Consider the following 24375-nt stretch of genomic DNA (forward strand, 5'->3'; position numbering starts at 1 on the left):
GCCAACTCCGCTGCACCAACCCCGCTGCACAAGGAGGCCGTTCCGCCGTGCCCGTATCCCGCAGAGCCCTCGTCGCCGCCGCCGTCTGTCTCGTCCTGCCGCTGAGCGCCTGCGGCTCGGGGAGCGACGGCAACTCCTCGACCGACGCCTCCGGCAAGGTCGAGGGCGACATCACCTTCCAGACCTGGAACCTCAGGGCCAATTTCAAGGACTACTTCGAGGGACTGATCGCCGACTTCGAGAAGGAGTACCCCGGCACCGAGGTGAAGTGGATCGACCAGCCCGCCGAGGGATACGCCGACAAGATCAGCGCCGACGCCGCCGGCGGCACCCTGCCCGACGTCGTCAACGTCTCCCCGGACCTCGTCGCCCCGCTCGCGAAGGCCGGCCTGGCCCTCGACCTGGACAAGGCCGCGTCGAAGTACCAGGAGGAGTATCTGGAGGGGGCCTGGGCCAGCCACCGGATACCGGGCATGACCGGCACCTACGCCTTCCCCTGGTACCTCAACACCGGGCCGCTCTTCTACAACAAGGCCCTGTTCAAGGACGCGGGCCTCGACGCCGACCAGCCGCCCAAGACGTACGACGACCTCTTCGCCGACGCCCTCGCACTGGCCGACAAGACCGACGGCAAGGTCGCCACCCTCGCCAACGTGCCCACCGTCGAGGACTTCGGCCGCTACGGCGTCGAACTCATGAACAAGGAGGGCACCGCCTTCGCCTTCAACGACGCGAAGGGCGTCGAACTCCTTACCAAGTACAAGGAGTTGTACGACGCGAAGGCCCTCGACCCACAGGCGCTGACCGCCACCCCCGAGTCCTCCGGCAAGAAGTTCCTCACCGGGGCCGTCGCCATGAACCCCGGCAGCGCCCTCGACCTCGGCAACTTCAAGAAGCAGGCGCCGAACCTGTACAAGAACATCGGCATCACCGACCAGATCACCAGCACCGGCCACGTCAACATGTACGTGATGGGCGTGATGGTCAACGCGCAGACCAAGAAGAAGCCCGCCGCGGTCGCCTTCGCGCACTACGTCACCGACGCCGCGCACCAGATGTCCTTCGCCAAGAAGGTCGCCATCTTCCCCAGCACCGCCGGCTCGCTCGACGACCCGTACTTCACCCAAGAGGACGGCACCGACGAGACACGGGTGCGGATCGCCGCCGCCAAGTCGCTGAAGACCGCCGTCAACTACACACCGGTGCTGTTCAGCGAGCAGATGAAGACGGCGCTGCGCAACGAGGTCGCCAAGGCGCTCCAGGGCAAGGAGAGCCCGAAGGAAGCCCTCGACAACGCTGTCAAGGCCTGCGACACACTGCTCCAGCAGCAGGGATAGCGCACGATGGCATCCACCGTCTCCCGGGTGCGGCGCCAACTGCCCGCAAGCCCATGGCTGTTCGCCGCACCCGGACTGCTGATCATCGGCGCGTTCATCCTCTACCCGTTCGTGTCGACACTGGTCAACGCCTTCACCGACCGACGCACGCTCGTACCGGGCGAGTTCGTGGGACTCGCCAACTTCCGTGAGCTGCTCCACGACGACATGTTCTGGATCGGGCTGCGCAACAGCACGCTCTACGTGCTCGGCGTCGTCCCCGCGCTGGTGATCCTGCCGCTGCTGCTCGCGCTGCTCGTGCAGAAGAACATCCCCGGCATCACCTTCTTCCGTTCCGCCTTCTACACCCCGGTCGTCGCCTCGATCGTCGTGGTCGGACTCATCTGGGTGTGGCTGCTCGACGAACGCGGCCTGGTCAACGCCCTGTTGGAGACGGTCGGGGTCGGCCGGGTCGGGTTCCTCAGTGACCAGTGGCTGCTCCTGCTGAGCGCCATGACCGTCACGGTCTGGAAGGGCCTCGGCTACTACATGATCATCTATCTGGCGGCGCTGGCGAACGTGCCGCGCGAACTCCACGAGGCGGCGGCGGTGGACGGGGCGGGCGCGGTGCGCCGGTTCCTCACCGTGACCGTGCCCGCCGTCCGTTCGACGATGGTGCTGGTGGGGGCGCTCTCCTCGGTCGCCGCGTTCAAGGTCTTCTCCGAGGTCTATCTGATGGCAGGCCCGAGCGGGGGACCCGCCGGTGAGGACACCACGCTGGTGATGCTCGTACAGCGCACCGGAACCGGACTGACCGGCCGGGTCGGCTATGCCTCCGCCATCTCGGTGGTCGTCTTCGTGGTCACCGTCGCGCTGATGCTGCTGGTGCTGCGAGCCGATCGGAGGGACGAGGCGTGAACGTCACCGACGAACACGGCCGGCGCGTACGGACGTGGGAACTCGCCCTGCGGTACGTGCTGTTGCTCGCCGTACTCGCCCTGACCGTCGGCCCGTTCCTCTGGCAGCTGTCGACCTCGCTGAAGGGCCCCACCGAGGACATCTACAGCTCCCCGCCGACGTTCCTCCCGGAACACGCGACCGTCCACAACTACGAACGGGTCGCCGACACCATCCCCGTGTGGGACTACGCGTGGAACTCGCTGAAGGTCGCCACCGCCAACGTGGTCGCCAACTGCGTCGGCTCGGCCCTCGCCGGCTACGCGCTGGCCAGGCTGCGCTACCGAGGCCGACGCGCCGCCACCCTGGCCTTCATCCTGGCGATGCTCGTGCCCGTGGAGGGCATCATCATCGCCCAGTTCACCACCATGCGGGAGCTCGGCCTCAACAACACCCTGATCGGCGTGGTCCTGCCGGGCTGTATCGGCGCGATGAACGTCCTGCTGATGCGCAACGCCTTCCTCAACCTGCCCTACGAGATCGAGGAAGCGGCCTACGTCGACGGCGCCAACGTCTGGCAGCGGTTCCTGCGCATCGCCGTGCCGTCGGTGAAGGGCACCCTCGCGGTCGTCGCGATCTTCGCCTTCATGGGCGCCTGGGACGAATTCCTGTGGCCGCTCATCGTGCTGAGCGACCCGTCCAAATTCACGCTCACCATCGGCCTCAACTATCTGCACGGCACCTTCGCCAACGACGAACGCCTCGTCGCCGCGGGCACCGTCATCGCCGTGGCACCGCTGATCGCCCTCTTCGCCTGTCTCCAGCGGTACTTCTTCCGCGGGGTCGGCGAGGGCGCGGTCAAGGGCTGAACAGGGCTGTCCTCCCCACCGAGTCCAAGGACCACCACATGCCTGCTGCCGTGCGCTTCGGCGTCAACTACACCCCCAGCGAAGGGTGGTTCCACCACTGGCTCGACTTCGACCTCGACTCCGTCCGCGCCGACCTCGACTCGATCGCCGCGCTGGGCCTGGACCACATCCGGGTCTTCCCGCTGTGGCCGTACTTCCAGCCCAACCGCACCCTGATCCGGGAGCGGGCCGTCGCCGATCTCGTGCGGCTGGCCGACGCCGCCGCCGAACGCGGACTCGACGTCAACGTGGACGGTCTGCAAGGCCACTTGAGCAGCTTCGACTTCCTGCCGGCCTGGACGCGGACCTGGCACCGGCGCAACCTCTTCACCGACCCGGAGGTCGTCGAGGGCCAGGCGGCCTATCTGCGCACGCTCGCCGCGGCACTGGCCGACCGGCCCAACTTCATCGGCATGACGCTGGGCAACGAGGTCAACCAGTTCTCGGCGGGCCCCCATCCGGACCCCGACCGGGCCACCTCCGAGCAGATCGACGCCTGGCTCACCCGACTGCTCGCCGCCTGCGAGGAGGGGGCGCCGGGGAGACTGCATCTGCACGCCGAGTACGACGCGACCTGGTACCAGGACGACCAGCCGTTCACCCCGGCGCAGGCCGCCCGCCTCGGCGGTGTCACGGCCGTGCACTCCTGGGTCTTCAACGGCACCGCCCAGCGGCACGGCCGCACCTCCGTGCCGACCGAGCACCACGCCGCGTACCTGATCGAGCTGAGCAAGGCGTGGGCCGACGACCCGCACCGCCCCGTCTGGCTCCAGGAGGTCGGCGCGCCCGCGCCCCTGATCCCGCCCGAGCACGCCGCCGCCTTCACCGCGGCGACGGTGGTGAACGCCCTGGACTGCCCCGACCTGTGGGGCATCACCTGGTGGTGCTCGCACGACGTGTCGCGGGACCTCGCCGACTTCCCCGCGCTCGAGTACGGGCTCGGCCTGCTCACCAACGACCGCCGCCCCAAGGACATCGCCGAGGTGCTGGCGAAGGCGGCCGGCGAACACACCTACGCCCCGCGACCCCGCACCACGGCACTCGTCGTCCCCGCCCACCCGTCCAGGCGCTCGCAGTGCGCACCCGGCGGGCCCGTCTACGAGGCCTTCTTCCGGCTCGTCGCCGACGGCGCCCGGCCCACCACCGTCCTCGACACGCGCGCCGCGGACGGTGACCACCTCACCGCGCGCGGCATCACCGAAGTCGTCACGTCCGACCAGGTACTCCCCACCCCACAAGGAGGCACCCGCTCGTGAACCCCACCAGACGCACCGTCCTGCTCGCCGGAGCCACGGCCGCCCTGCTGCCCGCGCAGCCCGCCGCGGCAGCCACGAAGGCACCGTCCACGAAGACAGCGACCTCGAAGGCGGCGACCTCGAAGGCGGCGGCCGCCCTCCAGCCGTACGCCTCCTACTGGTACCCGGACTCCCTGCCCGCCGGCACCCCCGGCACCGGCATCACCTGGCGCAGCCTCAAGACGTGGAGCGCCGCCGACGACACCGACCTCGCCTTCAACGCGGCATCCGTCCCCCTCGCCGCCCGTTTCACCCCCACCCCGGTGAACGCGACGGCCCGTTCCGGCCAGGCCCGCGTCCAGTCCCTCGTCTCCTTCGGACCGACCGCGGGCAACCCCTCGCAGGGCGCGGCGACGGCGGACTACTACGCCTTCGGACACTGGGCGTACGTCGACGAACTCGTCTTCTGGGGAGGCTCCTCGGGCGAGGGACTGATCCTCGCGCCCAACGCGCCGATCGTGGACGCCGCCCACCGGCACGGCGTGCCCGTCCTCGGCAACATCTTCCTGCCCCCGGTCGCGTACGGCGGTCAGCTCCAGTGGACCCGCGACCTGGTCCAGCAGGACGCGGCCGGCCGCTACCCGCTCGCCGCCCGACTCGTCGCGGTGGCCGAGGCGTACGGCTTCGACGGGTGGTTCGTCAACGCGGAGACCGGGGGAGGGAACAGCGCGCTCGGTGCGGCCATGCTGGGATTCCTGCGGGAGTTGAAGTCGCTGGCGGCGGCCCGGGGGCAGCGGGTCACCTGGTACGACTCGATGACCGTGAACGGGGCGGTGAGCTGGCAGGGCGCGCTGAACAGCCGTAACCAGGCCTTCTTCGAGACCGCCGACGACATGTTCGTGGACTTCCGCTGGACGTCGGCCACTCTGGCGTCCTCGGGGCAGCAGGCCCAGCAACTCGGCCGCAGCCGCTACGAGTTGTGGGCCGGCGTCGACGTGGAGGCGAACGGCTGGAACACCTCCGAGAGCTGGGACGCCATCGTGCCCTCCGACCGGGCACACGTGACCTCGATCGGCCTGTACCGGCCCGAGTGGACCCGCAACCACCTGCCCGCGACACGCACACCGAAGGACTTCCACGCGGCCGACGACCGCTTCTGGACCGGCCGTTCGCTGGACCCGTCCCGGCCCGACGGCACGGACACCTGGCGAGCGCCCGCCGTGTCCGTCGCCGACCGGTCGACGGTGACGTCGGTTCCGTTCGCGAGCGTGTTCAACACCGGGCACGGGCTGCGATGGTACGAGGAGGGCACGGTCACGTCCGACGTGCCCTGGAACCACCTCGGCCTCCAGGACCGGCTGCCGTCGCGTCGCTGGGTGGTGCGGACCGAGGGACGGCGGCCGGCTGTCGGCTTCGACTTCGCGGACGCGTGGCGCGGAGGGAGCAGCGTGCTGGTCGACGGTGAACTGGACGCTCCGACCGTGCTGGACGTGTACGCGACCCGGCTGCCGGTCGGTGCCGACACGGTGGTCGAGCTGACGCACCGGACCGACGCGGGTGCGGTGGACGTCGAGTTGGCGGTGGCGACGGGGGATTCGGCGTCGTACACGTATCTCCCGGTGGACTCGGGCGACGGCTGGCGGACGTCGACCGTACGACTCTCCGGTCTGACCGGTCCCGTCCACGCGCTCGGAGTCCGCCTCACCGCGACCGGCGGCCCCGTGACATGGCGGCTGGGCGGGGTCGCGGTCCGGGACGTCGTGGATACCCCCGTGCCGCCGACCGGGTTCCGGGTGACCGCCGCGTCCGGCGGCGACCTGCGTCTGGCCTGGGACCCCGCCCCCGGCGACGTCCGCCACCACACCCTGCACCGCCTCCTGCCCGACGGCACCCGGCGCTTCCTCGGCGGCACCTGCCAGAAGGCGTACTTCCTCGGCGGCCTCCAGCCCGAACAGGGCGAGCGGGCGGCACGGTTCGAACTGCGTTCCGTGGGGGAGCTGTACACCTCGTCGGCTCCGGCCACCCTCACCCACACCTGGTAACCATCCCCCCTCAGCCTGGGAGCACCCCGCATGCATGACGACCGCCGTCTGGTCGAGGCCCGTCTCCAGCGCGTCCTCGACGAGCGCATCCGCCCCGCCGTCCATCCCGAGTCCGTGCCGCTGGAAGTGGCGGTGTGGCACGCCCCCGGCGAGCCCGTCCCGGCGGCCGAGGGGCTGGCTGCCGGGCCCGAGCCGATCGAGGTCGGCGCACGCTGGGGTGCTCCCTGGGGGACCAGCTGGTTCCGGGTCACCGGGACCGTCCCCGAGGCATGGGCCGGCCGGACCGTCGAGGCCCTCCTCGACCTCGGCTTCGACGAGAACATGCCCGGCTTCCAGTGCGAGGGCCTGGTGTACCGGCCCGACGGCACCCCGGTGAAGGGCCTCAACCCGCGCAACCAGTGGGTCAGGATCGGTGCGCCCGTCGAGGGCGGCGAGGAGGTGCGGCTGCACATCGAGGCCGCCTCCAACCCCGTCATCCTCGACTACCACCCCTTCCTGCCCACGCAGTTGGGCGACAAGGAGACGGCGGGCAGCGAACCCCAGTACACGCTCACCCGTATGGACCTCGCCGTCTTCGACGAGACGGTGTGGCAGCTCGTCCTCGACCTGGAGGTGCTCGGCGAGCTGATGCACGAGCTGCCCATGGACTCCGCACGCCGCTTCGAGATCGTGCGGGCGCTGGAGAGGGCACTGGACGCGATCGACCTCCAGGACGTGAACGGCACCGCCGCGCAGGCACGGGTACGTCTGGAGACGGTGCTGTCCGAACCCGCCGTGCCCTCCGCCCACCGCATCAGCGCCGTCGGCCATGCCCACATCGACTCGGCGTGGCTGTGGCCGCTGCGGGAGACGGTACGGAAGGTGGCCCGGACGACCTCCAACATGACCGCCCTTCTGGAGGACGAGCCGGAGTTCGTCTTCGCCATGTCCCAGGCCCAGCAGTGGGCCTGGGTGAAGGAGCACCGGCCCGAGGTGTGGGCGCGGGTGAAGAAGGCGGTGGCGGACGGACGGTTCGTGCCGGCCGGCGGCATGTGGGTGGAGTCGGACACCAACATGCCGGGCTCGGAGGCGATGGCCCGTCAGTTCGTGCACGGCAAGCGGTTCTTCCTCGACGAGTTCGGCATCGAGAACGACGAGGCATGGCTGCCGGACACCTTCGGCTTCGCCGCCGGACTCCCGCAGATCATCAAGGCCGCGGGCGCCAAGTGGCTGCTGACACAGAAGATCTCCTGGTCGCAGACGAACAAGTTCCCGCACCACACCTTCCGTTGGGAGGGCATCGACGGCACCCGCATCTTCACGCACTTCCCGCCCGTCGACACCTACAACTGCTCCATGAAGGGCAGCGAGATCGCCCACGCGGCCCGCAACTTCAAGGACAAGGGGGTGGCGAGGCACTCCCTCGCCCCGACCGGCTGGGGTGACGGAGGCGGCGGCACGACACGCGAGATGGTCGCCAAGGCGGCCCGGCTCCGCGACCTGGAGGGCTCGGCGACCGTGGTCTGGGAGACCCCGGCGGAGTTCTTCGAGAAGGCCGAGGCCGAGTACCCCGACGCGCCCGTCTGGGTCGGCGAGCTCTACCTCGAACTCCACCGCGCCACCCTCACCAGCCAGGCGAAGACCAAGCAGGGCAACCGGCGCAGCGAACACCTCCTGCGCGAGGCGGAGCTGTGGGCGGCGACAGCGGCCGTGCGCACCGGATTCCCCTACCCGTACGAGGAGTTGGACCGTATCTGGAAGACGGTGCTGCTCCACCAGTTCCACGACATCCTGCCGGGATCGTCCATCGCCTGGGTGCACCGCGAGGCACGGAAGACGTACGAGCGGATCGCCGGGGAACTGACCGCGATCATCGAGGCCGCCCAACACGCCCTGGCCGGAGAGGGGGTGCGGGAGCTGGTCTTCAACTCGGCACCCCACACCCGCGACGGCGTCCCCGCGGGCGGCGCGGGCACTCCCGCAGCCGAGGGCCGCACTCACCTCACCCCGCGCCCCTCGGGCGGCTTCGTCCTGGACAACGGCCTGCTGCGGATCGAGATCGACGCCCAGGGCCTCGTCGTCTCCGCCCACGACATCGAGGCGGACCGCGAGACCATCGCCCCGGGCACCGCGGCCAACCTCCTCCAACTCCACCCGGACTTCCCGAACATGTGGGACGCGTGGGACGTCGACGAGTTCTACCGCAACACGGTGACGGACCTGATCGAGGTGGAGGAGATCGCTCCCGAGGGCGAGGGCGTCCGGATCGTACGGTCCTTCGGCTCGTCCCGTGTCACCCAGGTGCTGTCGCTCGCGCCCGGGCAGCGTGGGCTGCTGCTCGACACCGAGGTCGACTGGCACGAGACGGAGAAGTTCCTGAAGCTGGCCTTCCCCCTGGACGTGCACGCCGAACGCTACGCCTCCGAGACCCAGTTCGGACACTTCCACCGCCCCACTCACACCAACACCAGCTGGGAGGCGGCCAAGTTCGAGGCCTGCAACCACCGCTTCGTCCACCTGGAGGAACCGGGCTGGGGCGTCGCCCTCACCAACGACTCGACCTACGGCCACGACGTGACCCGCACGGTCCGTACCGACGGCGACCGCGGCACGACGACGACCGTCCGTGTCTCCCTGCTCCGCGCCCCCCGCTTCCCCGACCCCGAGACCGACCAGGGCGTCCACCGCTTCCGGCACGCGCTGATCCCCGGGGCGTCCATCGGGGACGCGGTCCGGGAGGGCTGGCGGATCAACCTGCCGCAACGGCGGACGACCGGGGCCGGCGAGGTCGCGCCGCTGGTGACGGTCGACCACGACGCGGTCGTGGTCACGGCGGTGAAGCTGGCCGACGACGGAAGCGGTGACGTCGTGGTGCGGCTGCACGAGGCGCACGGGGGGCGGGTCAGGGCGACGCTCACGGCGGGCTTCGAGGTCGCCGACGTCACGGCCACGGATCTGCTGGAGCGGCCGCTGGCTCAGACCGTGCGGCGTGCGGGAGACCGGGTGTCGTTGCGGCTGCGGCCGTTCGAGCTGGTGACGCTGCGGTTGCGCCGCGCCTGACGGTTGGAGGTGTGACGGGAGGCAACAGGCGTGTGCACAGGAGCAGTTGATGTCTCGTGTGGCTGATGGGATGTCAGAACCGGGTCGCTGGAGGGCGGCCCGGCTGCCACACTGGACACGCCGAGGCCCCGTCCCGCCTGCTGAGGGGCCCGCACGGGGGAGGGCTCATGTCCACGGAGTTGAGCATCGTCGCTCTCGGACACGAGGAGACGGCAGCCTCGCAGCCCTGGCGACTGGAGGCGCTGCGGGAGGACCTGCTGGCGCTCGACGTCGACCGGGTCGGGCCGCCGACGTCCGGCGCGGCTCCGCCGAACAGCCGGTCCGGGTTCGCGGAGACGCTGGGCGCGCTCCTGGTCGTCCTGCAACCGTCGGCACCCCTGCTGGAGGGAGCCCTCGGGATCGTCCGTGACTGGATGGCCCGCACCGGCTCCCGGACGGTCGTGCTGGAGATCGACGGTCACCGGCTGGAGCTCACCGGTGTCGACGGCGCGGATCAGCGCCGGCTGGCCGACGAGTGGCTCGCGGCGGTGACGGCAGACCGGTCGTGAGAGAGCGCCGACGCCACGCGCTGCTGGTGGCCACGAGCTCCTACAGGGACCCGAGCCTGCACGCCCTGCGGGCACCGCTGCGCGACGCGACCGAGCTGGCCCGGGTGCTCGGCGACCCGGCGATCGGCGGCTTCACGGTCGAGGTGCTCGACGACCCCGGCGCGCACGAACTGCGCAGAGGTGTCGAGGACTTCTTCGCCGACTGCGCGGTCACGGACACGCTCCTGCTGCACTTCGCCTGCCACGGGCTGAAGGACGAAGGCGGCAAGCTCTTCCTCGCCGCCGCGGACACCGTGCGAACCCGTCTGGAGTCGACGGCGGTTCCGGCCGATTACGTCAGCCGGCTGATGATGCGCAGCCGGGCCGGACGGGCCGCCGTGATGCTGGACTGCTGCTACGCCGGGGCGTTCGAGCGGGGCCTGTTCAGCCGCGCCGACCCCGAGGTGCACGTCAAGGACAGCTTCAGCGCGCTGGAGCAGGCGGGCGGCGAGCGGGGACGCGCCGTGCTCACCGCGTCCAGTGCGGTGGAGTACGCCTTCGAGGGCAGCCTCGTGGTGCCGAGCGCGCTCGCCGGCTCGACCATGGGCGCCGGACGCGCCGAGGGCGAACCGGGGCCGTCCCTGTTCACCGGTGCGCTGGTCGAAGGGCTGCGGACCGGCGACGCCGACCTGGGCGGCGACGGGGTCGTCGGCCTGGCCGAGCTGGCCCAGTACATCGGCGGACGGGTCCGCGCGGTCACCCCGCACCAGAACCCGCAGCTGTGGATGTTCGGCGCGTACGGCGACCTCACCATCGCCCGGGCGGCGCGGAGCCGGGACCCGGTGACCGTGCCCATGGGCGTCGATGTCCGGGCCGAGGAACGACGGCTTCGGAGGGTCGCCGAGATGCGGACCCTGTTGGAAGGCCCGGACGTCCCTCAGGCGCTGTATGCCCTGGGCGAGCTGGACCAACTCGCCCGCGACACGAGTGCGATCGTGCGGGAGCCGGCGCGGCAGGCTCTCACGGCGGCGGGGCCGCGGATCACGGACACGCACTGGGATCTCGGCGTGATCGTCGCGGGGCGGCCGGGGCCGGAGATCGACGTGCCGGTGTCGGGGCCTCCGGTGGTGCGCGCGACCACGAAGGTCGTCTCGGAGAGCGCGTGGCTGCGGGTGCGGCCCGGTGCGCGAGGGCTGGTGTTCTCGGCGCTCGCCGAGACCCCCGGCGTGCACGAGGGCCGCCTGGTCGTGCGTGCCGCGACGGGGGAGTGCGCGCTGACGGTCTCGGCGCAGGCCGTCGCGGAGGAGCCCCTTCCCGTCGTCACTCTGGGGGCGACAGAGCCGTCGCATCCTCGCGGCCCACGTGCGCTCCTCGCCGCCCACGCCCTCGTCGCCGCCCTGTCCGTGGGCGCCGTCCTGGCCCTGGGCATCCGCATCGCCGTCGTCCCCGGCCAGACGGCCACCGGCCCCTTCATCGCCCTCGCGGTCTGCACCGTCCTGTATCTGACGGCGGTCGCCCTGACCGCGCGCACCGGGCGGACCCGGCTCCCGCGGCTGTCCCGAAGAGGCGGCCTGCTCCACGGCGGCGCCGCCCTCTCGACCGTGGGCGCGGTCGTCGCGGCGTCCCTGCTGGGGCAGCCCGCGGACGGGCCCGTCGGACGGTACGACCGGCCCCGGGGCGACATCCTGGTCGAGGGCAGGCGCATCACGGGATCCGAGGACACCGGCGGCGAGCAGCGCTATGTGCGGACCTACACGGACGGCGAGCTGTACGCGGCCGTCACGGGGTACGCCTCGCAGGGCTCCGGCACCTCGCTCCTCGAACAGGCCGAGGACGACGTCCTCACCGCGACCCGCTCCAGCGAGAAAGCGGGCGGAGACGTCGCCACCACCATCGACGCGGCGGCTCAGAAGGCCGCCTTCGACGGCCTGGGGGACCGGCAGGGTGCGGTCGTCGCCCTCGATCCGCGCACCGGTGCCATCCTGGCCCTGGTGTCGACACCCTCGTACGACCCGGGGACCTTCGCCGGGAGTACGGCGGCCGACCGCAAGGCCTGGGACAAGGTGCGGAAGGACGCCGACCACCCGCTCGTGAACCGTGCGCTGCGGCAGACCTTCCCACCGGGGTCCACGTTCAAGGTGGTCACCGCCGCCGCGGCGCTGGAGAACGGTCTGTACGACTCCGTCGACGAGAAGACGAACACCCCCTCACCCTGGATGTTCCCGGGAACCACGACCAAACTGACGGACCCGGTCGACTCACTGTGCGAGGGCGCGTCTCTCCGAGAGGCGCTGAGCCAGTCCTGCAACACGGTCTTCGCCAAGATCGCCACGGACCTCGGCAGAGCGGACATGCGGGCGCAGGCGGAGAAGTTCGGCTTCGACGCCGCACTGGAAGTCCCGGTCCCGGCAGAGGAATCGGTGTACCCCGACGGCGCGCAGGCGACCCAGGAGGCCCTCAGCGCGATCGGCCAGTACGAGACCGCCGCCACCCCGCTCCAGATGGCGATGGTCGCGGCGGCCGTCGGGAACGACGGCACCCTGATGAAGCCCCACCTGGTGGTGGACGGCGACAACGGCTCCGGGGCGTTGAGCCGGCCGCTCTCGAAGGGGAACGCCGACAAACTGCGGAAGATGATGCGGTCGGTCGTCGAGAGCGGCACCGGCACCGGGGCCGCGATCGAGGGCGTCGAGGTGGGCGGCAAGCCCGGCACCGCTCAGAAGGGCACCGCGAACCTCCAGAGCCCGTTGTCCTGGTTCATCTCCTACGCCTGCCCGGAGCCCGGATCACCTGCCACGGCGGCTGTCGCCGTGGTGGTCTCCGCGGAGGACGCCGACAGCACGGACACCGGTGGCGGGCCGTCCGCCTCCATCGCGAAGCGCGTGATGCAGGCGCTGCTCGACAAGTAGCCCCCGGCTACCCCAACTGCATCCTGAGCCACTGCTCCACCTCCCCCACATGCGCAGCCGCCGCCGCCCGAGCCGCCTCCGGATCACGCGCCACCAACGCCCGATGGATCGCGGCATGCTCCCGCCGTGTCCGCGTGAACGCGCCCTCCTCCTGGTAACCGCGCCAGACCCGGGCGCGGAAGGTGCGGGAGGACAGGCCGTCCAGGATGGCGGCCATGGTGTCGTTGCCCGCGGCGGCGACGATCTCGCGGTGGAAGTCGAGGTCGTGGGCGAGGATCTCCTCAGGGTCGTCCGTGAGGTTCATCGCGGTCAGGTGCTTCTCCACCTCGGCCAGCTGGTCCGGCGTGATCCGGGCCGCCGCCATGGCCGTCGCCGTGGACTCCAGGATGCGCCGCACCTCCAGCAGCTCCACCAGGCGCGGGCCCCGGGAGAGATCGGCGACCACACCGAAGGTCTCCAGCAGATCGCCGGCCTCCAGCTGGGTGACGTAGATGCCGGAGCCGTGCCTGGCCTCCAGCACGCCGAGCACGGTCAGCGCGCGGATCGCCTCGCGCATCGAGCTGCGGGAGATGCCGAGCTGGACCGCCAGGTCACGTTCGGTCGGCAGCCGCTGCCCCGGCTCCAGGCGTCCCTCGCCGATCATCGCCTTGATCCGGTCGATGGCGCGCTGTGTCACGGTGCCCTTCTGGGGGGCCGTCTCGTCGTCCACGCCATTCCTCCACTCACCAGGTGGCGGAAGTCTAGCCATGGATGTGGTCCTACCACTACGGCCCAAACTCCGGGAAATTCGCCGTCAGAGGGTGTTCTTTCGGCAGAGTGGTCTGATAAGTATGCGGTCATCTGCTCGAACCCGCTCAACGAGGAGCCGTCAGATGCCCGGCAGGACAGTGCGAAAGCGGAACAGATCCAGGATGGTCGGCACGGTGGCGGCGGCCGCCGTCGCCTCGCTCGTGCTCGGCGCGTGCGGGAGCACCAAGGACAGCGCCGGCTCGGCCGACGGCGGGGGAGGGGACGGCACCGGCAAGGTCGGGGTGATCCTGCCCCTGCTCACCTCGCCGTTCTGGCAGTCGTACAACGACTACGTCCCGAAGATGGCGAAGTCCGAGGGCGTGGACGCGCTCAAGACCGTCAACTCCAACAGCGACCCCTCGCAGCAGATCACCGACATCAACAACCAGCTCAACCAGGGCGTCGAGGGCCTGGTCGTCGCCCCGCTGGACAGCGCGGCCATCGAGGCCGGCCTCGACCAGGCCGAACGCAAGGGCGTCCCCGTGGTCGCCGTCGACGTCGCGCCCGACAAGGGCAAGGTCGCCATGGTCGTCCGCGCCAACAACGTGGCCTACGGCGAGAAGGCCTGCGAGTACCTCGGCAAGCAGATCCCCTCCGGCAAGGTCGTGCAGATCATGGGCGACCTCGCCTCGGTCAACGGCCGGGACCGCTCGGAGGCGTTCCGCGCCTGTGTGAAGAAGAACTTCCCCGAGCTGAAGGTGCTGGAGATCCCCGCCAAGTGGGAGTCCGACACCGCGGCCTCCAAGCTGGACACCCTCCTCAACGCCAACCCCGACATCAAGGGCATCTACATGCAGGCCGGCGGCGTCTACCTCGCGCCGACGCTCCAGACCCTGAAGTCCAAGGGCATGCTGAAGACGGCGGGACAGTCCGGCCACATCACGATCGTCTCCAACGACGGCATCCCGCAGGAGTACGACGCCATCCGCAAGGGCCAGATCGACGCCACCGTCTCCCAGCCCGCCGACCTGTACGCCAAGTACGGCATGTACTACATCAAGGCGGCGATGCAGGGGAAGACGTTCGAGCCCGGCCCGACGGACCACGACTCCACCATCGTCAAGCTGCCCAGCGGCATCCTGGAGGACCAGCTGCCCGCCCCCCTGGTCACCAAGGAGAACGTCGACGACCCCGAACTGTGGGGCAACACCGTCAAATGACCACGGCACTCGTTGAAGCGCACGGCATCGTCAAGCGCTACGGACCCACCACCGCCCTCGCCGACGGCAGGCTCACCGTCCTGCCCGGCGAGTCGCACGCCCTCGTCGGCCGCAACGGCGCCGGCAAGTCGACCCTGGTCACCGTGCTCACCGGCCTCCAGGCGCCCGACGAGGGCGAGGTCCGCTTCGACGGCGAGCCCGCACCCGCGCTCGCCGACCGGGACGCCTGGCGCCGCAAGGTCGCCTGCGTCTACCAGAAGCCCACCGTCGTCCCCGAACTCACCGTCGCCGAGAACCTGTTCATCAACCGGCAGCCCCTCACCGGCCGTTTCATCAGCTGGCGCCGCCTCAGAGAGGAGGCCGCCGCACTCCTCGGCACCTGGGACGTGCACGTCGACCCGGAGGCCCGTACCGCCGACCTCAAGGTCGAGGACCGCCAAATGGTGGAGATCGCCCGGGCGTTGAGCTTCGGCGCCCGCTTCATCGTCCTCGACGAACCGACCGCCCAGCTCGACAACCGGGAGATCGAGCGGCTCTTCGCCCGGATGCGGGCCCTCCAGGAGAACGGCGTCACCTTCCTCTTCATCTCCCACCATCTCCAGGAGGTCTACGAGGTCTGCCAGACCGTCACCGTCCTGCGGGACGCCCGCTGGATCACCACGGCCCCCGTGGCCGACATGCCCCGCGCGGCCCTCGTCGAGGCCATGGCCGGGGAGACCATCGCCGAACAGGCCACCGGCATCAGGGACGTGGACAGGACCGCCCCCGTCGTCCTGGAGGCCCGCGGCCTCACCTCGGACGCCTACCAGGACGTCGACCTGACCGTGCGCCGCGGCGAGGTCGTCGGGCTCGCCGGCATCAGCGGCAGCGGCAAGATCGAGCTCGCCGAATCGTTCACGGGACTGCACCGGCCCACCGGCGGCACCGCCCGACTCGACGGTGAACAGCTGCCGTTCGGGGACGTGCACAAGTCCCTGGAAGCCGGCGTCGGCTGCGTCCCGCGCGACCGGCACGGCCAGGGCCTGGTGTTCGGCATGACCATCGGCGACAACGCCACCATGACCGTCCTCGACCGGCTCGGCCGCTTCGGCTTCGTCGCCGGCGGCCGCAAGCGCGCCTTCGCCACCGAGCTGATCGAACGGCTCGACATCCACACCGAGGGCCCCGACCAGCCCGTCTCCGACCTCTCCGGCGGCAACGCGCAGAAGGTCGTCATGGCCCGCGCGCTCGCCTCCGACCCCCGCCTGCTGGTGCTCATCAACCCCACCGCGGGCGTCGACGTGAAGTCCAAGGAATCCCTGCTGGCCCGCGTGGACACCGCCAGGGAGGACGGGACGGCCGTACTCGTCGTCTCCGACGAACTCGACGACCTGCGGCGCTGCGACCGCGTCCTCGTCCTCTTCCACGGCCGCGTGGTCGCCGAACACCCGGCGGGCTGGCGCGACCACGAGCTGATCGCCTCCATCGAAGGAGTGGACCACCATGGCTGACACCCAGGCGCCGCCGGTGAAGCTGCCGCGCGTACCCGAGGCGCGCTCGGCCCGTACGGTCCTGCTCCGCCGCGCCCGCGAACTGGCCCTCGTACCCGCCCTGCTGGTGCTCATGGTGCTGGGCACGATCGTCAACGACTCGTTCCTCACCGAACGCAACCTGATCTCGATCCTCGGCGCCTCCGCCGCGCTCGCGATGGTCGTGCTGGCCGAGTCACTGGTGCTGATCACCGGCAAGTTCGACCTGTCCCTGGAGTCCGTCGTCGGTATCGCGCCCGCCGTGGGCGCGCTGCTGGTGCTGCCGGCCGCCCAGTCCGGCTGGGGCACCGAACTCCCCGCCGCACTAGCCCTGTTCGCGGTTCTCCTGGTGGGCGCCGCCGTCGGCGCCTTCAACGGCGTCCTCGTCGTCAAGTTCAAGCTCAACGCGTTCATCGTGACGCTCGCGATGCTGATCGTGCTGCGCGGACTGCTGGTCGGCGCGACCAAGGGCAAGACGCTGTTCGGGATGCCCGACAGCTTCTACTCGCTGGCGACCACCACCTTCCTGTCCGTCCCGATGTCCGTGTGGGTCGCGGCCGTCGCCTTCGCGGTCGCCGGACTCGTCCTGAAGTACCACCGCGTCGGCCGCGCCCTGTACGCCATCGGCGGCAACGCGGACGCGGCCCGCGCCGCCGGTATCCGCGTCGAACGCGTGATGCTCGGTGTGTTCGTGGTCGCGGGCACCCTGGCCGCGGTCGGCGGGATCATGCAGACCGGGTACGTGGGCGCGATCAGCGCCAACCAGGGCAACAACATGATCTTCACCGTCTTCGCGGCCGCCGTGATCGGCGGCATCAGCCTCGACGGCGGCAAGGGCACCATGTTCGGCGCCCTGACCGGCGTACTCCTCCTCGGCGTCGTCCAGAACCTGCTCACCCTGGCCCAGGTCCCGTCCTTCTGGATCCAGGCCATCTACGGCGGAATCATCCTGCTCGCCCTGATCATCGCCCGGGTGACGACCGGCCGCGCCCAGGACTGACCCGCCCGCCACCACGACCCCGACCGAGAGGCCCTCAGTGTCACCGACCCCCGGCCCCCCTGCTCGTATCACTGCGCTCGACACCTACGACATCCGTTTCCCCACCTCGCGCGAGCTCGACGGCTCCGACGCGATGAACCCGGACCCCGACTACTCGGCGGCGTACGTCGTCCTGCGCACCGACGGGACCGACGGACACGAGGGACACGGCTTCAGCTTCACCATCGGTCGGGGCAACGAGGTCCAGGTCGCCGCCATCCACGCGCTCAGGCACCACGTGGTCGGCCGGTCCGTCGACGAACTGTGCGCCGACCCGGGGACCCTCAACCGCGACCTGATCGGCGACAGCCAGCTGCGCTGGCTCGGCCCCGAGAAGGGCGTGATGCACATGGCGATCGGCGCCGTCATGAACGCCGTGTGGGACCTGGCCGCCAAGCGCGCCGACAAGCCGCTGTGGCGGCTGCTCGCCGACGCCGACCCCGAGTGGCTGGTCGCCCAGATCGACTTCCGCTACCTCACCGACGCCCTCACCCCCGAAGAGGCCCTGGAGATCCTCCGCAAGGGCCGGGAGGGCGCCGAGGAACGCACGGCCGAACTGCTGGAGCGCGGCTATCCCGCCTACACCACTTCCCCCGGCTGGCTCGGCTACAGCGACGAGAAACTCACCCGGCTCGCCACCCAGGCCGTCGCCGACGGCTTCCGGCAGATCAAGCTGAAGGTCGGCGCGGACCTCGACGACGACATCCGGCGCTGCCGCGTCGCCCGCCGGGTCGTCGGCCCCGACATCCGCATCGCCATCGACGCCAACCAGCGCTGGGACGTCGCCGACGCGATCCGCTGGACCGAGGCCCTCGCCGAGTTCGACCCCTACTGGATCGAGGAGCCCACCAGCCCCGACGACATCCTCGGCCACGCGGCGATCCGCCGGGCCGTCGCCCCGGTCAAGGTCGCCACCGGCGAACACGTCCAGAACCGGGTCGTCTTCAAACAGCTCCTCCAGGCCGGCGCCCTCGACGTCGTCCAGATCGACGCGGCCCGCGTCGGCGGAGTCCACGAGAACCTCGCGATCCTGCTCCTCGCCGCCAAGTTCGGCGTCCCGGTCTGCCCGCACGCGGGCGGCGTCGGCCTGTGCGAACTCGTCCAGCACCTGTCGATGTTCGACTACGTTGCCGTCACCGGCACCACCGAGGACCGGGTCATCGAGTACGTCGACCATCTGCACGACCACTTCCTCGACCCGGTGGTGATCAGGGAAGGTCACTACACGACACCCACCGCACCGGGCTTCTCGGCCGCCATGAGAACCGAGTCGATCGCGCGGTACACATTCCCGGACGGCGCCTTCTGGGCGGCGGACCGCTCCGAGAAGAAGGGACAGGCCGCATGAACGACTTCGAGGGTCTCAAGGCCCTGGTGACCGGCGGCGCCTCCGGGATCGGCCGCTCAACGGCCGAACTCCTCGCCGCACGCGGCGCCCGCGTCGCCGTCCTGGACCTGGACCCCTCGTCGGTGCGGAAGCCGCTGCTCCCCTTCAAGGCCGACGTCACGGACGACACCTCGGTGCGCGAAGCGGTCGCCGCCGCCGTCGCGGAACTCGGCGGCCTCGACGTCCTGGTCAACAACGCGGGTATCGGCGCCCAGGGCACCGTCGAGGACAACGACGACGCCGAATGGCACCGCGTCCTGGACGTCAATGTCGTCGGCATGGTCCGCGCCGCCCGTGCCGCCCTGCCCCATCTGCGCCGCTCCTCGCACGCGGCCATCGTCAACACCTGCTCCATCGCCGCCACCGCGGGCCTCCCGCAACGCGCCCTCTACAGCGCGACCAAGGGCGCCGTGTACTCCCTCACCCTCGCGATGGCCGCCGACCACGTCCGCGAGGGCATCCGCGTCAACTGCGTCAACCCCGGCACCGCCGACACCCCCTGGATCGGCCGCCTCCTCGGCAAGGCCCCCGACCCCGCCGCCGAACGCGCCGCCCTGGAGGCCCGCCAGCCCACCGGCCGCCTGGTCTCGGCGGACGAGGTCGCCGGCGCCATCGCCTACCTGGCGAGCCCGCTGTCCGGCGCCACCACCGGCACCTCCCTCGCGGTCGACGGCGGAATGCAGGGACTGCGACTGCGCCCGGCGGGCCGGTGAGGCCCCCGAGCGGCCTCGGCCTCGGGGCCGCCGCGATCGGCAACCTCTTCACCGAGGTCACCGACGAGCAGGCGTACGAGACCGTGTCCGCGGCCTGGCAGCGCGGCATCCGCTCCTACGACACGGCACCCCACTACGGCATCGGCCTCTCCGAACGCCGCCTCGGCGCGGCCCTGCGCGAGCACCCGCGCGAGGAGTACACCCTCTCGACGAAGGTCGGTCGCCGCCTGGAACCACGGACCGGCGGCGGTGACGACCTCGCGAACGGCTTCGCGGTCCCCGCCACGCACCACCGGGTCTGGGACTTCACCGCGGACGGCGTACGCCGCACCCTGGACGCGAGCCTGGAACGGCTCGGCGTCGACCGTGTCGACATCGTCTACCTCCACGACCCGGACGACCACGCCGAAGCGGCCTTCCGGGAGGGCTACCCGGCCCTGGAGAAGCTCCGCTCGGAGGGCGTGGTCGGGGCGATCGGCGCCGGCATGAACCAGACGGAGATGCTCACCCGCTTCGTGCGCGACACCGATGTGGACGTGGTGCTCTGCGCGGGCCGCTACACCTTGCTGGACCAGAGCGCGCTGACCGACCTGCTGCCCGCGGCCGTGGCACGCGGCACGTCCGTCGTCGTCGGCGGCGCCTTCAACTCCGGTCTGCTGGCCGACCCGCGCCCCGGCGCGACGTACGACTACAGCAGCGCACCGCCCGAGTTGCTGGACCGGGCCCTGCGTCTGAAGTCCGTCGCCGAGCGCCACGGCACCACCCTGCGGGCCGCCGCCCTGGCCTTCTGCGCGGCCCACCCGGCGGTGACCGGCGTCCTGGTCGGCGCCCGCTCCGCCGCCGAAGTCCACGACTGCGCCGACCAGTTCGAGACGGCGGTGCCACCGGAGTTCTGGCAGGAGCTGAGGGACACCGGATTCCTCCCGGCCGAGGAGCCCTCATGAGAGTCGCCCTGCACACCAAGGTCCGCGCCGACCGCGTCACCGAGTACGACGCGGCCCACCGCGAGGTCCCGAAGGAACTCACCGACGCCATCAGCGCCGCCGGCGCCACCTCCTGGACCATCTGGCGCAGCGGCACCGACCTCTTCCACGTCCTGGAGTGCGAGGACTACGGCCGGCTCCTCGCCGAACTGGAGAAACTGCCGGTCAACGTCGCCTGGCAGGCCCGCATGGCCGAACTCCTCGACGTCGTGCACGACTACTCCGACGAGGGCGCGGCCGCCGGCCTGCCCGTCGTGTGGGAGCTGCCGTGACCGTCGACGCGCACCACCACCTCTGGGACCTCGCGGTACGCGACCAGGACTGGATCGCCGAGGACAGCCCGATCCGGCGGGACTTCACCGTCGCGGACCTCGCGCCCGAGGCGGCAGCCGCGGGAGTGGACCGGACGGTGCTCGTCCAGACGATCACCGTCGCCGAGGAGACCCCGGAGTTCCTGGAACTCGCGGACACCCATGACCTCATCGCGGGCGTCGTCGGCTGGACCGACCTCACCCGCCCCGACGTCGCCGACGAACTGGCCCGCCTCCGCGAACTCCCCGGCGGCCGGCACCTCAAGGGCATCCGCCACCAGGTCCAGGGCGAACCCGACCCGCACTGGCTGCTGCGGGCGGACGTACGGCGAGGTCTCGCCGCGGTGGCCGAGGCGGGCCTCGTCTACGACCTCCTCGTCCTGCCCCACCAACTGCCCGCTTGCGTCAAGGCTGCCGAAGCCCTTCCCCAACTCACCTTCGTCCTCGACCACTTGGGCAAGCCCCCCATCGCCTCCGGCGCCCTCGAACCCTGGGCCGCCGACCTCCGCGCCCTCGCCGCGCACCCCAACACGGTCGGCAAACTCTCCGGCTTGGTCACCGAGGCCGACCCCGCCACCTGGACGATCGACGACCTGCGCCCGTACGCCGACGTAGCCCTGGACGCCTTCGGCCCGGACCGCCTGATGTTCGGCTCGGACTGGCCGGTGTGCGGCCTGGCGGCGACGTACGGCGAAGTGCTCGACACCGCACGCGCGTTGGTGGGCCCCGATACCCGGGTCTTCGAGACGACCGCCACCCGCGTCTACGACCTCTGAGCCACCTCCGCCAGCTTGGTCGGCGGCAGATACTCCCGTACGTACGTCCGCTCCCAGCACGCCCCCGTCTCCCGGAGCTCGCGCAGGCTCGTGTACCGGTAGCGGAAGAGGCGGGCGCGGATGTAACGGGGCGGGGCGTCGGGCGGGAAGGGGGAGCGGCGCAGCAGCCTGAGGGTGTCGCGGTCGTTCTCCAGGAGCCGTTCCACGAAGGTGCCGAACCAGGGACCGGCGTAGGACGGGGACAGCGCGGCGAACCACATCAGCCAGTCCAGACGCAGGTGGTACGGCGCGAACTGACGCGGCCAGCGCCGGGGATCGCCGGGCTTGCCCTTGAACTCGTACTCCCGCCAGTCCGAGTCCGCACGCGGCACCTCGTCGGCCGTGCCCTCGACCACCACCTCGTACCGGAGCCGGCTCACACTGCCGAACGCCCCGTAGGTGTTGACCAGATGGAGCGGGTCGAAGGAGCGGTTCATGATCTGGCGGCGGGAGATCATGTTCGTCACCGGGTGGTAGCTGAGGTACGCGATCAGCGCGGCGACGGCCAGGACCACGATCTCGTACCAGAGCGGGGCGGCAGGCGCGGAACGCGGGGTGCCCGGGAGCTCCAGCGCCGAGACGGCGAGCACGATCGTGAGCCAGTTCAGCCAGGAGAAGTTGCCCGACAGGACCAGCCACAGCTGGGTGACGATCATCAGGGACGCGGCCGCCGTGGCGATCGGCTGCGGGGTGAACAGCAGTACGGGGACGACGAGTTGGGTGACATGGTTGGCCGCCGCCTCGGCCCGGTGCAGCGGGCGGGGGAGATGGTGGAAGAACCAGCTCAGCGGGCCCGGCATCGGCTGGGTCTCGTGGTGGAAGCAGAGGCAGGTCAGCTTCCGCCAGCAGGCGTCGCCGCGCATCTTGATGAGCCCCGCGCCGAACTCCACCCGGAACAGGATCCAGCGCAGCAGGAACAGCACCAGGACCGGCGGGGCCACCTCGTCGTTGCCGAGGAACACCGCGAGGAACCCGACCTCCAGGAGCAGGGACTCCCAGCCGAAGCCGTACCAGGTCTGACCGACATTGACGATCGACAGGTACAGCACCCACGGCAGCAGCCACAGCACCATGCCGCCCCACAAAGGGAGCCGGGAGTCCAGCCCCGCCAACAGCGCCGCCGAGACCGCGCAGCCCGACCAGGCACAGGCCGCGAAGAAGCGGTCCGAGTAGTGCAGTTGGAACAGGCTCGGGGCCGCCCTGAAAGAGATCCGCCGGACATACCGGGGGATGGGCAGCATGCCGCGCGCGCCCAGCAGCGCCCGGAACTGAAGGGCCGCCGTCAGGAACGCGACGAGGTACACGCCGGCCAGGGCCCGCTGGAAGACCAGCCGGCTCAGCCAGTAGTCGGGTGCGGTGAACCAATCCACGGCCAGGTGCTCCTCCCTGCCATTGTCCGCTCCGGAGTGCCGGAACCCTATGTCACGCTCCGTGTACCGCTCCTCCGCTTGCGTAACCCAAGTGAGTGAAGCAGACAATGGTGGCGAACTGCCCGGCATGAGGCGGGAGAGCACGGTGCGTCCATCCACCGGAACCTTCGTCACGGCCTGCACGCTCTCGACGGCACTGATCGTCGTCGGCTGCGTCGGCTCCGGCGACGAGAACACGAAATCCAGCGGAGAACTCTTTCTCCAGCCCGTCGCGGCCCAGGGTCCCGACCCCTTCACGGACTCGACGGCGACCCCGACGGCCACAGCCTCGCCCGTCACCCGAACGCAGCAACCGGCACAGCCGGGCGTGCGGTCGATCTCCGGCGGGACGCCCGGCCTGTACGGCGGCACCGTCGGGTCCGGCAGTTGCGACGTGAACCGGCAGATCGGCCGGCTCACGGCGGACCGGGCCAAGGGGCGGGCCTTCGCACAGGTCGAGGGCATCCCCCAGGACTCGGTCCCCTCGTATCTGCGCTCCCTGACCTCGGTCGTGCTGCGCGCCGACACCCGTGTCACCAACCACGGCTACCGGGACGGGCGCACCACCACCTACCAGTCCGTCCTCCAGAGCGGCACCGCCGTCCTCGTCGACACCCGGGGCGTGCCGCGCGTCCGCTGCGCCTGCGGCAACCCGCTCACACCCGCGCGGACGACGAGCGGCTCCACGGCCACCAGCGGGCGGGCGTGGTCCGGCTACCGGCACGGCCAGGTGGTCGTGGTGGCCCCGGCGCCCCGGGTGGTCACCCACCTCACGATCATCGACATCGTCGACAACACCTGGATCGAGCGGCGCTGCGGGCGCGACACCCGGCACGACCACGTCGTACCGCGTCCGGAGCCGGTGGCGCCGACATCGACTCCGACATCGCCACCGAGCCCGTCCGGCGAGAGTCCGAGCCGGAGCACGGACCCGAGCGCAGGCCTGGCCTTCGGTGAGAGCGCCGCCCCGAGCGAGGAGAGCTCCGTGCCGGACATCCCGGCCCCCGACTGCGTGACCCCGACCGTCACCGTCACCCCGGGCGCTCCCGTCATCCCGACCGCCCCCGTCACCGGCACGCCCGCCGCCGAGGACCCCGCCTGCCCCGCCGCCACGGCCACGGCACCGCCCCCGACCGCGACCGGCGAACCCACGGTCGAGGACCCGTCGGTCACGGAGGAGGAGATCGGCCCCGAGACCGTCCCGGACACCCCCGACGTACCCGACGGCGGCGGGCTGATCCCCGACAGCCCCGACGAGCCGACGACCACCGACAGCATCTTCGACAGCCCTGCCGACATACGGGAAAGCTGACGTCCACCAGTCGAAGAATCGGACAAACCCTGGCAAGGTGGCCCCATGGTTGATCGGGGAGCGAGCGCCCTGTCAC

General features: G+C 70.9%; 19 protein-coding genes. 17 read left to right on the forward strand and 2 right to left on the reverse strand.

Annotation, left to right across the window (positions count from 1 at the left end):
* Nucleotides 1-47 precede the first annotated feature (47 nt).
* The 8 genes from HLK59_RS23170 (at nucleotide 48) to HLK59_RS23205 (ending at nucleotide 12873) form a co-directional block, all read left to right on the forward strand.
* Complete coding sequence (locus HLK59_RS23170; protein ID WP_171143420.1) at nucleotides 48-1337, forward strand: sugar ABC transporter substrate-binding protein; 1290 nt, start codon at nucleotides 48-50, stop codon at nucleotides 1335-1337.
* 6 nt (nucleotides 1338-1343) lie between these two features.
* Nucleotides 1344-2234: a sugar ABC transporter permease gene (locus HLK59_RS23175; protein WP_171143421.1), complete on the forward strand. Its 891-nt coding sequence runs from the start codon at nucleotides 1344-1346 to the stop codon at nucleotides 2232-2234.
* Nucleotides 2231-3082 (forward strand): carbohydrate ABC transporter permease, encoded by an 852-nt coding sequence (locus HLK59_RS23180; protein ID WP_171143422.1) that lies wholly within the window; start codon nucleotides 2231-2233, stop codon nucleotides 3080-3082. The genes HLK59_RS23175 and HLK59_RS23180 overlap by 4 nt, the downstream gene beginning before the upstream one ends.
* Nucleotides 3083-3120: 38 nt before the next feature.
* Nucleotides 3121-4377 (forward strand): glycosyl hydrolase, encoded by a 1257-nt coding sequence (locus HLK59_RS23185; RefSeq protein ID WP_171143423.1) that lies wholly within the window; start codon nucleotides 3121-3123, stop codon nucleotides 4375-4377.
* Nucleotides 4374-6398: an endo-beta-N-acetylglucosaminidase gene (locus HLK59_RS23190; protein WP_171143424.1), complete on the forward strand. Its 2025-nt coding sequence runs from the start codon at nucleotides 4374-4376 to the stop codon at nucleotides 6396-6398. Before HLK59_RS23185 ends, HLK59_RS23190 begins: the two co-directional genes overlap by 4 nt.
* 30 nt (nucleotides 6399-6428) lie before the next feature.
* On the forward strand, nucleotides 6429-9437 hold the full coding sequence (locus HLK59_RS23195; RefSeq protein WP_171143425.1) for a glycoside hydrolase family 38 C-terminal domain-containing protein: 3009 nt from the start codon (nucleotides 6429-6431) through the stop codon (nucleotides 9435-9437).
* A gap of 167 nt (nucleotides 9438-9604) precedes the next feature.
* Entirely contained in the window at nucleotides 9605-9985 is a 381-nt protein-coding gene (locus HLK59_RS23200; RefSeq protein WP_171143426.1) for a hypothetical protein, read from the forward strand.
* The gene (locus HLK59_RS23205; RefSeq protein ID WP_171143427.1) at nucleotides 9982-12873 is read left to right on the forward strand and encodes a penicillin-binding transpeptidase domain-containing protein; all 2892 of its coding nucleotides are present in this window, start codon (nucleotides 9982-9984) and stop codon (nucleotides 12871-12873) included. The genes HLK59_RS23200 and HLK59_RS23205 overlap by 4 nt, the downstream gene beginning before the upstream one ends.
* A 7-nt stretch (nucleotides 12874-12880) precedes the next feature.
* On the opposite strand, the gene HLK59_RS23210 is transcribed toward HLK59_RS23205, so the two are convergent.
* Complete coding sequence (locus HLK59_RS23210; RefSeq protein ID WP_171143428.1) at nucleotides 12881-13621, reverse strand: FadR/GntR family transcriptional regulator; 741 nt, start codon at nucleotides 13619-13621, stop codon at nucleotides 12881-12883.
* 124 nt (nucleotides 13622-13745) lie between these two features.
* On the opposite strand from HLK59_RS23210, the gene HLK59_RS23215 reads away from it, so the two are divergent.
* From HLK59_RS23215 to HLK59_RS23250, 8 genes are read left to right on the forward strand one after another with little or no spacing between them, the layout of a single operon-like run.
* Nucleotides 13746-14822, forward strand: a complete 1077-nt coding sequence (locus tag HLK59_RS23215; protein ID WP_171143429.1) for a sugar ABC transporter substrate-binding protein — start codon at nucleotides 13746-13748, stop codon at nucleotides 14820-14822.
* Nucleotides 14819-16312 (forward strand): sugar ABC transporter ATP-binding protein, encoded by a 1494-nt coding sequence (locus HLK59_RS23220; RefSeq protein WP_171143430.1) that lies wholly within the window; start codon nucleotides 14819-14821, stop codon nucleotides 16310-16312. Before HLK59_RS23215 ends, HLK59_RS23220 begins: the two co-directional genes overlap by 4 nt.
* A complete protein-coding gene (locus tag HLK59_RS23225; RefSeq protein WP_171143431.1) occupies nucleotides 16305-17330 on the forward strand; it encodes an ABC transporter permease in 1026 nt (341 codons plus the stop codon). Before HLK59_RS23220 ends, HLK59_RS23225 begins: the two co-directional genes overlap by 8 nt.
* A 37-nt stretch (nucleotides 17331-17367) precedes the next feature.
* Nucleotides 17368-18717, forward strand: a complete 1350-nt coding sequence (locus tag HLK59_RS23230) for an L-fuconate dehydratase (protein WP_171143432.1) — start codon at nucleotides 17368-17370, stop codon at nucleotides 18715-18717.
* Nucleotides 18714-19469, forward strand: a complete 756-nt coding sequence (locus HLK59_RS23235) for an SDR family oxidoreductase (protein WP_171143433.1) — start codon at nucleotides 18714-18716, stop codon at nucleotides 19467-19469. Before HLK59_RS23230 ends, HLK59_RS23235 begins: the two co-directional genes overlap by 4 nt.
* Nucleotides 19466-20413 (forward strand): aldo/keto reductase, encoded by a 948-nt coding sequence (locus HLK59_RS23240; protein WP_171143434.1) that lies wholly within the window; start codon nucleotides 19466-19468, stop codon nucleotides 20411-20413. The genes HLK59_RS23235 and HLK59_RS23240 overlap by 4 nt, the downstream gene beginning before the upstream one ends.
* The gene (locus HLK59_RS23245; RefSeq protein WP_171143435.1) at nucleotides 20410-20724 is read left to right on the forward strand and encodes an L-rhamnose mutarotase; all 315 of its coding nucleotides are present in this window, start codon (nucleotides 20410-20412) and stop codon (nucleotides 20722-20724) included. The genes HLK59_RS23240 and HLK59_RS23245 overlap by 4 nt, the downstream gene beginning before the upstream one ends.
* The gene (locus HLK59_RS23250; protein WP_171143436.1) at nucleotides 20721-21539 is read left to right on the forward strand and encodes an amidohydrolase family protein; all 819 of its coding nucleotides are present in this window, start codon (nucleotides 20721-20723) and stop codon (nucleotides 21537-21539) included. The genes HLK59_RS23245 and HLK59_RS23250 overlap by 4 nt, the downstream gene beginning before the upstream one ends.
* On the opposite strand, the gene HLK59_RS23255 is transcribed toward HLK59_RS23250, so the two are convergent.
* Nucleotides 21527-22948 (reverse strand): lipase maturation factor family protein, encoded by a 1422-nt coding sequence (locus HLK59_RS23255; RefSeq protein ID WP_171143437.1) that lies wholly within the window; start codon nucleotides 22946-22948, stop codon nucleotides 21527-21529. The two genes, HLK59_RS23250 and HLK59_RS23255, sit on opposite strands and share 13 nt — an antisense overlap.
* 91 nt (nucleotides 22949-23039) lie before the next feature.
* Between HLK59_RS23255 and HLK59_RS23260 the strand changes: the two genes are divergently transcribed.
* On the forward strand, nucleotides 23040-24299 hold the full coding sequence (locus HLK59_RS23260; RefSeq protein ID WP_346779806.1) for a DUF6777 domain-containing protein: 1260 nt from the start codon (nucleotides 23040-23042) through the stop codon (nucleotides 24297-24299).
* Nucleotides 24300-24375: the final 76 nt, after the last annotated feature.

Origin of the sequence: Streptomyces sp. S3(2020), from assembly GCF_013044505.1 — a bacterium.
Lineage (GTDB): Bacteria > Actinomycetota > Actinomycetes > Streptomycetales > Streptomycetaceae > Streptomyces.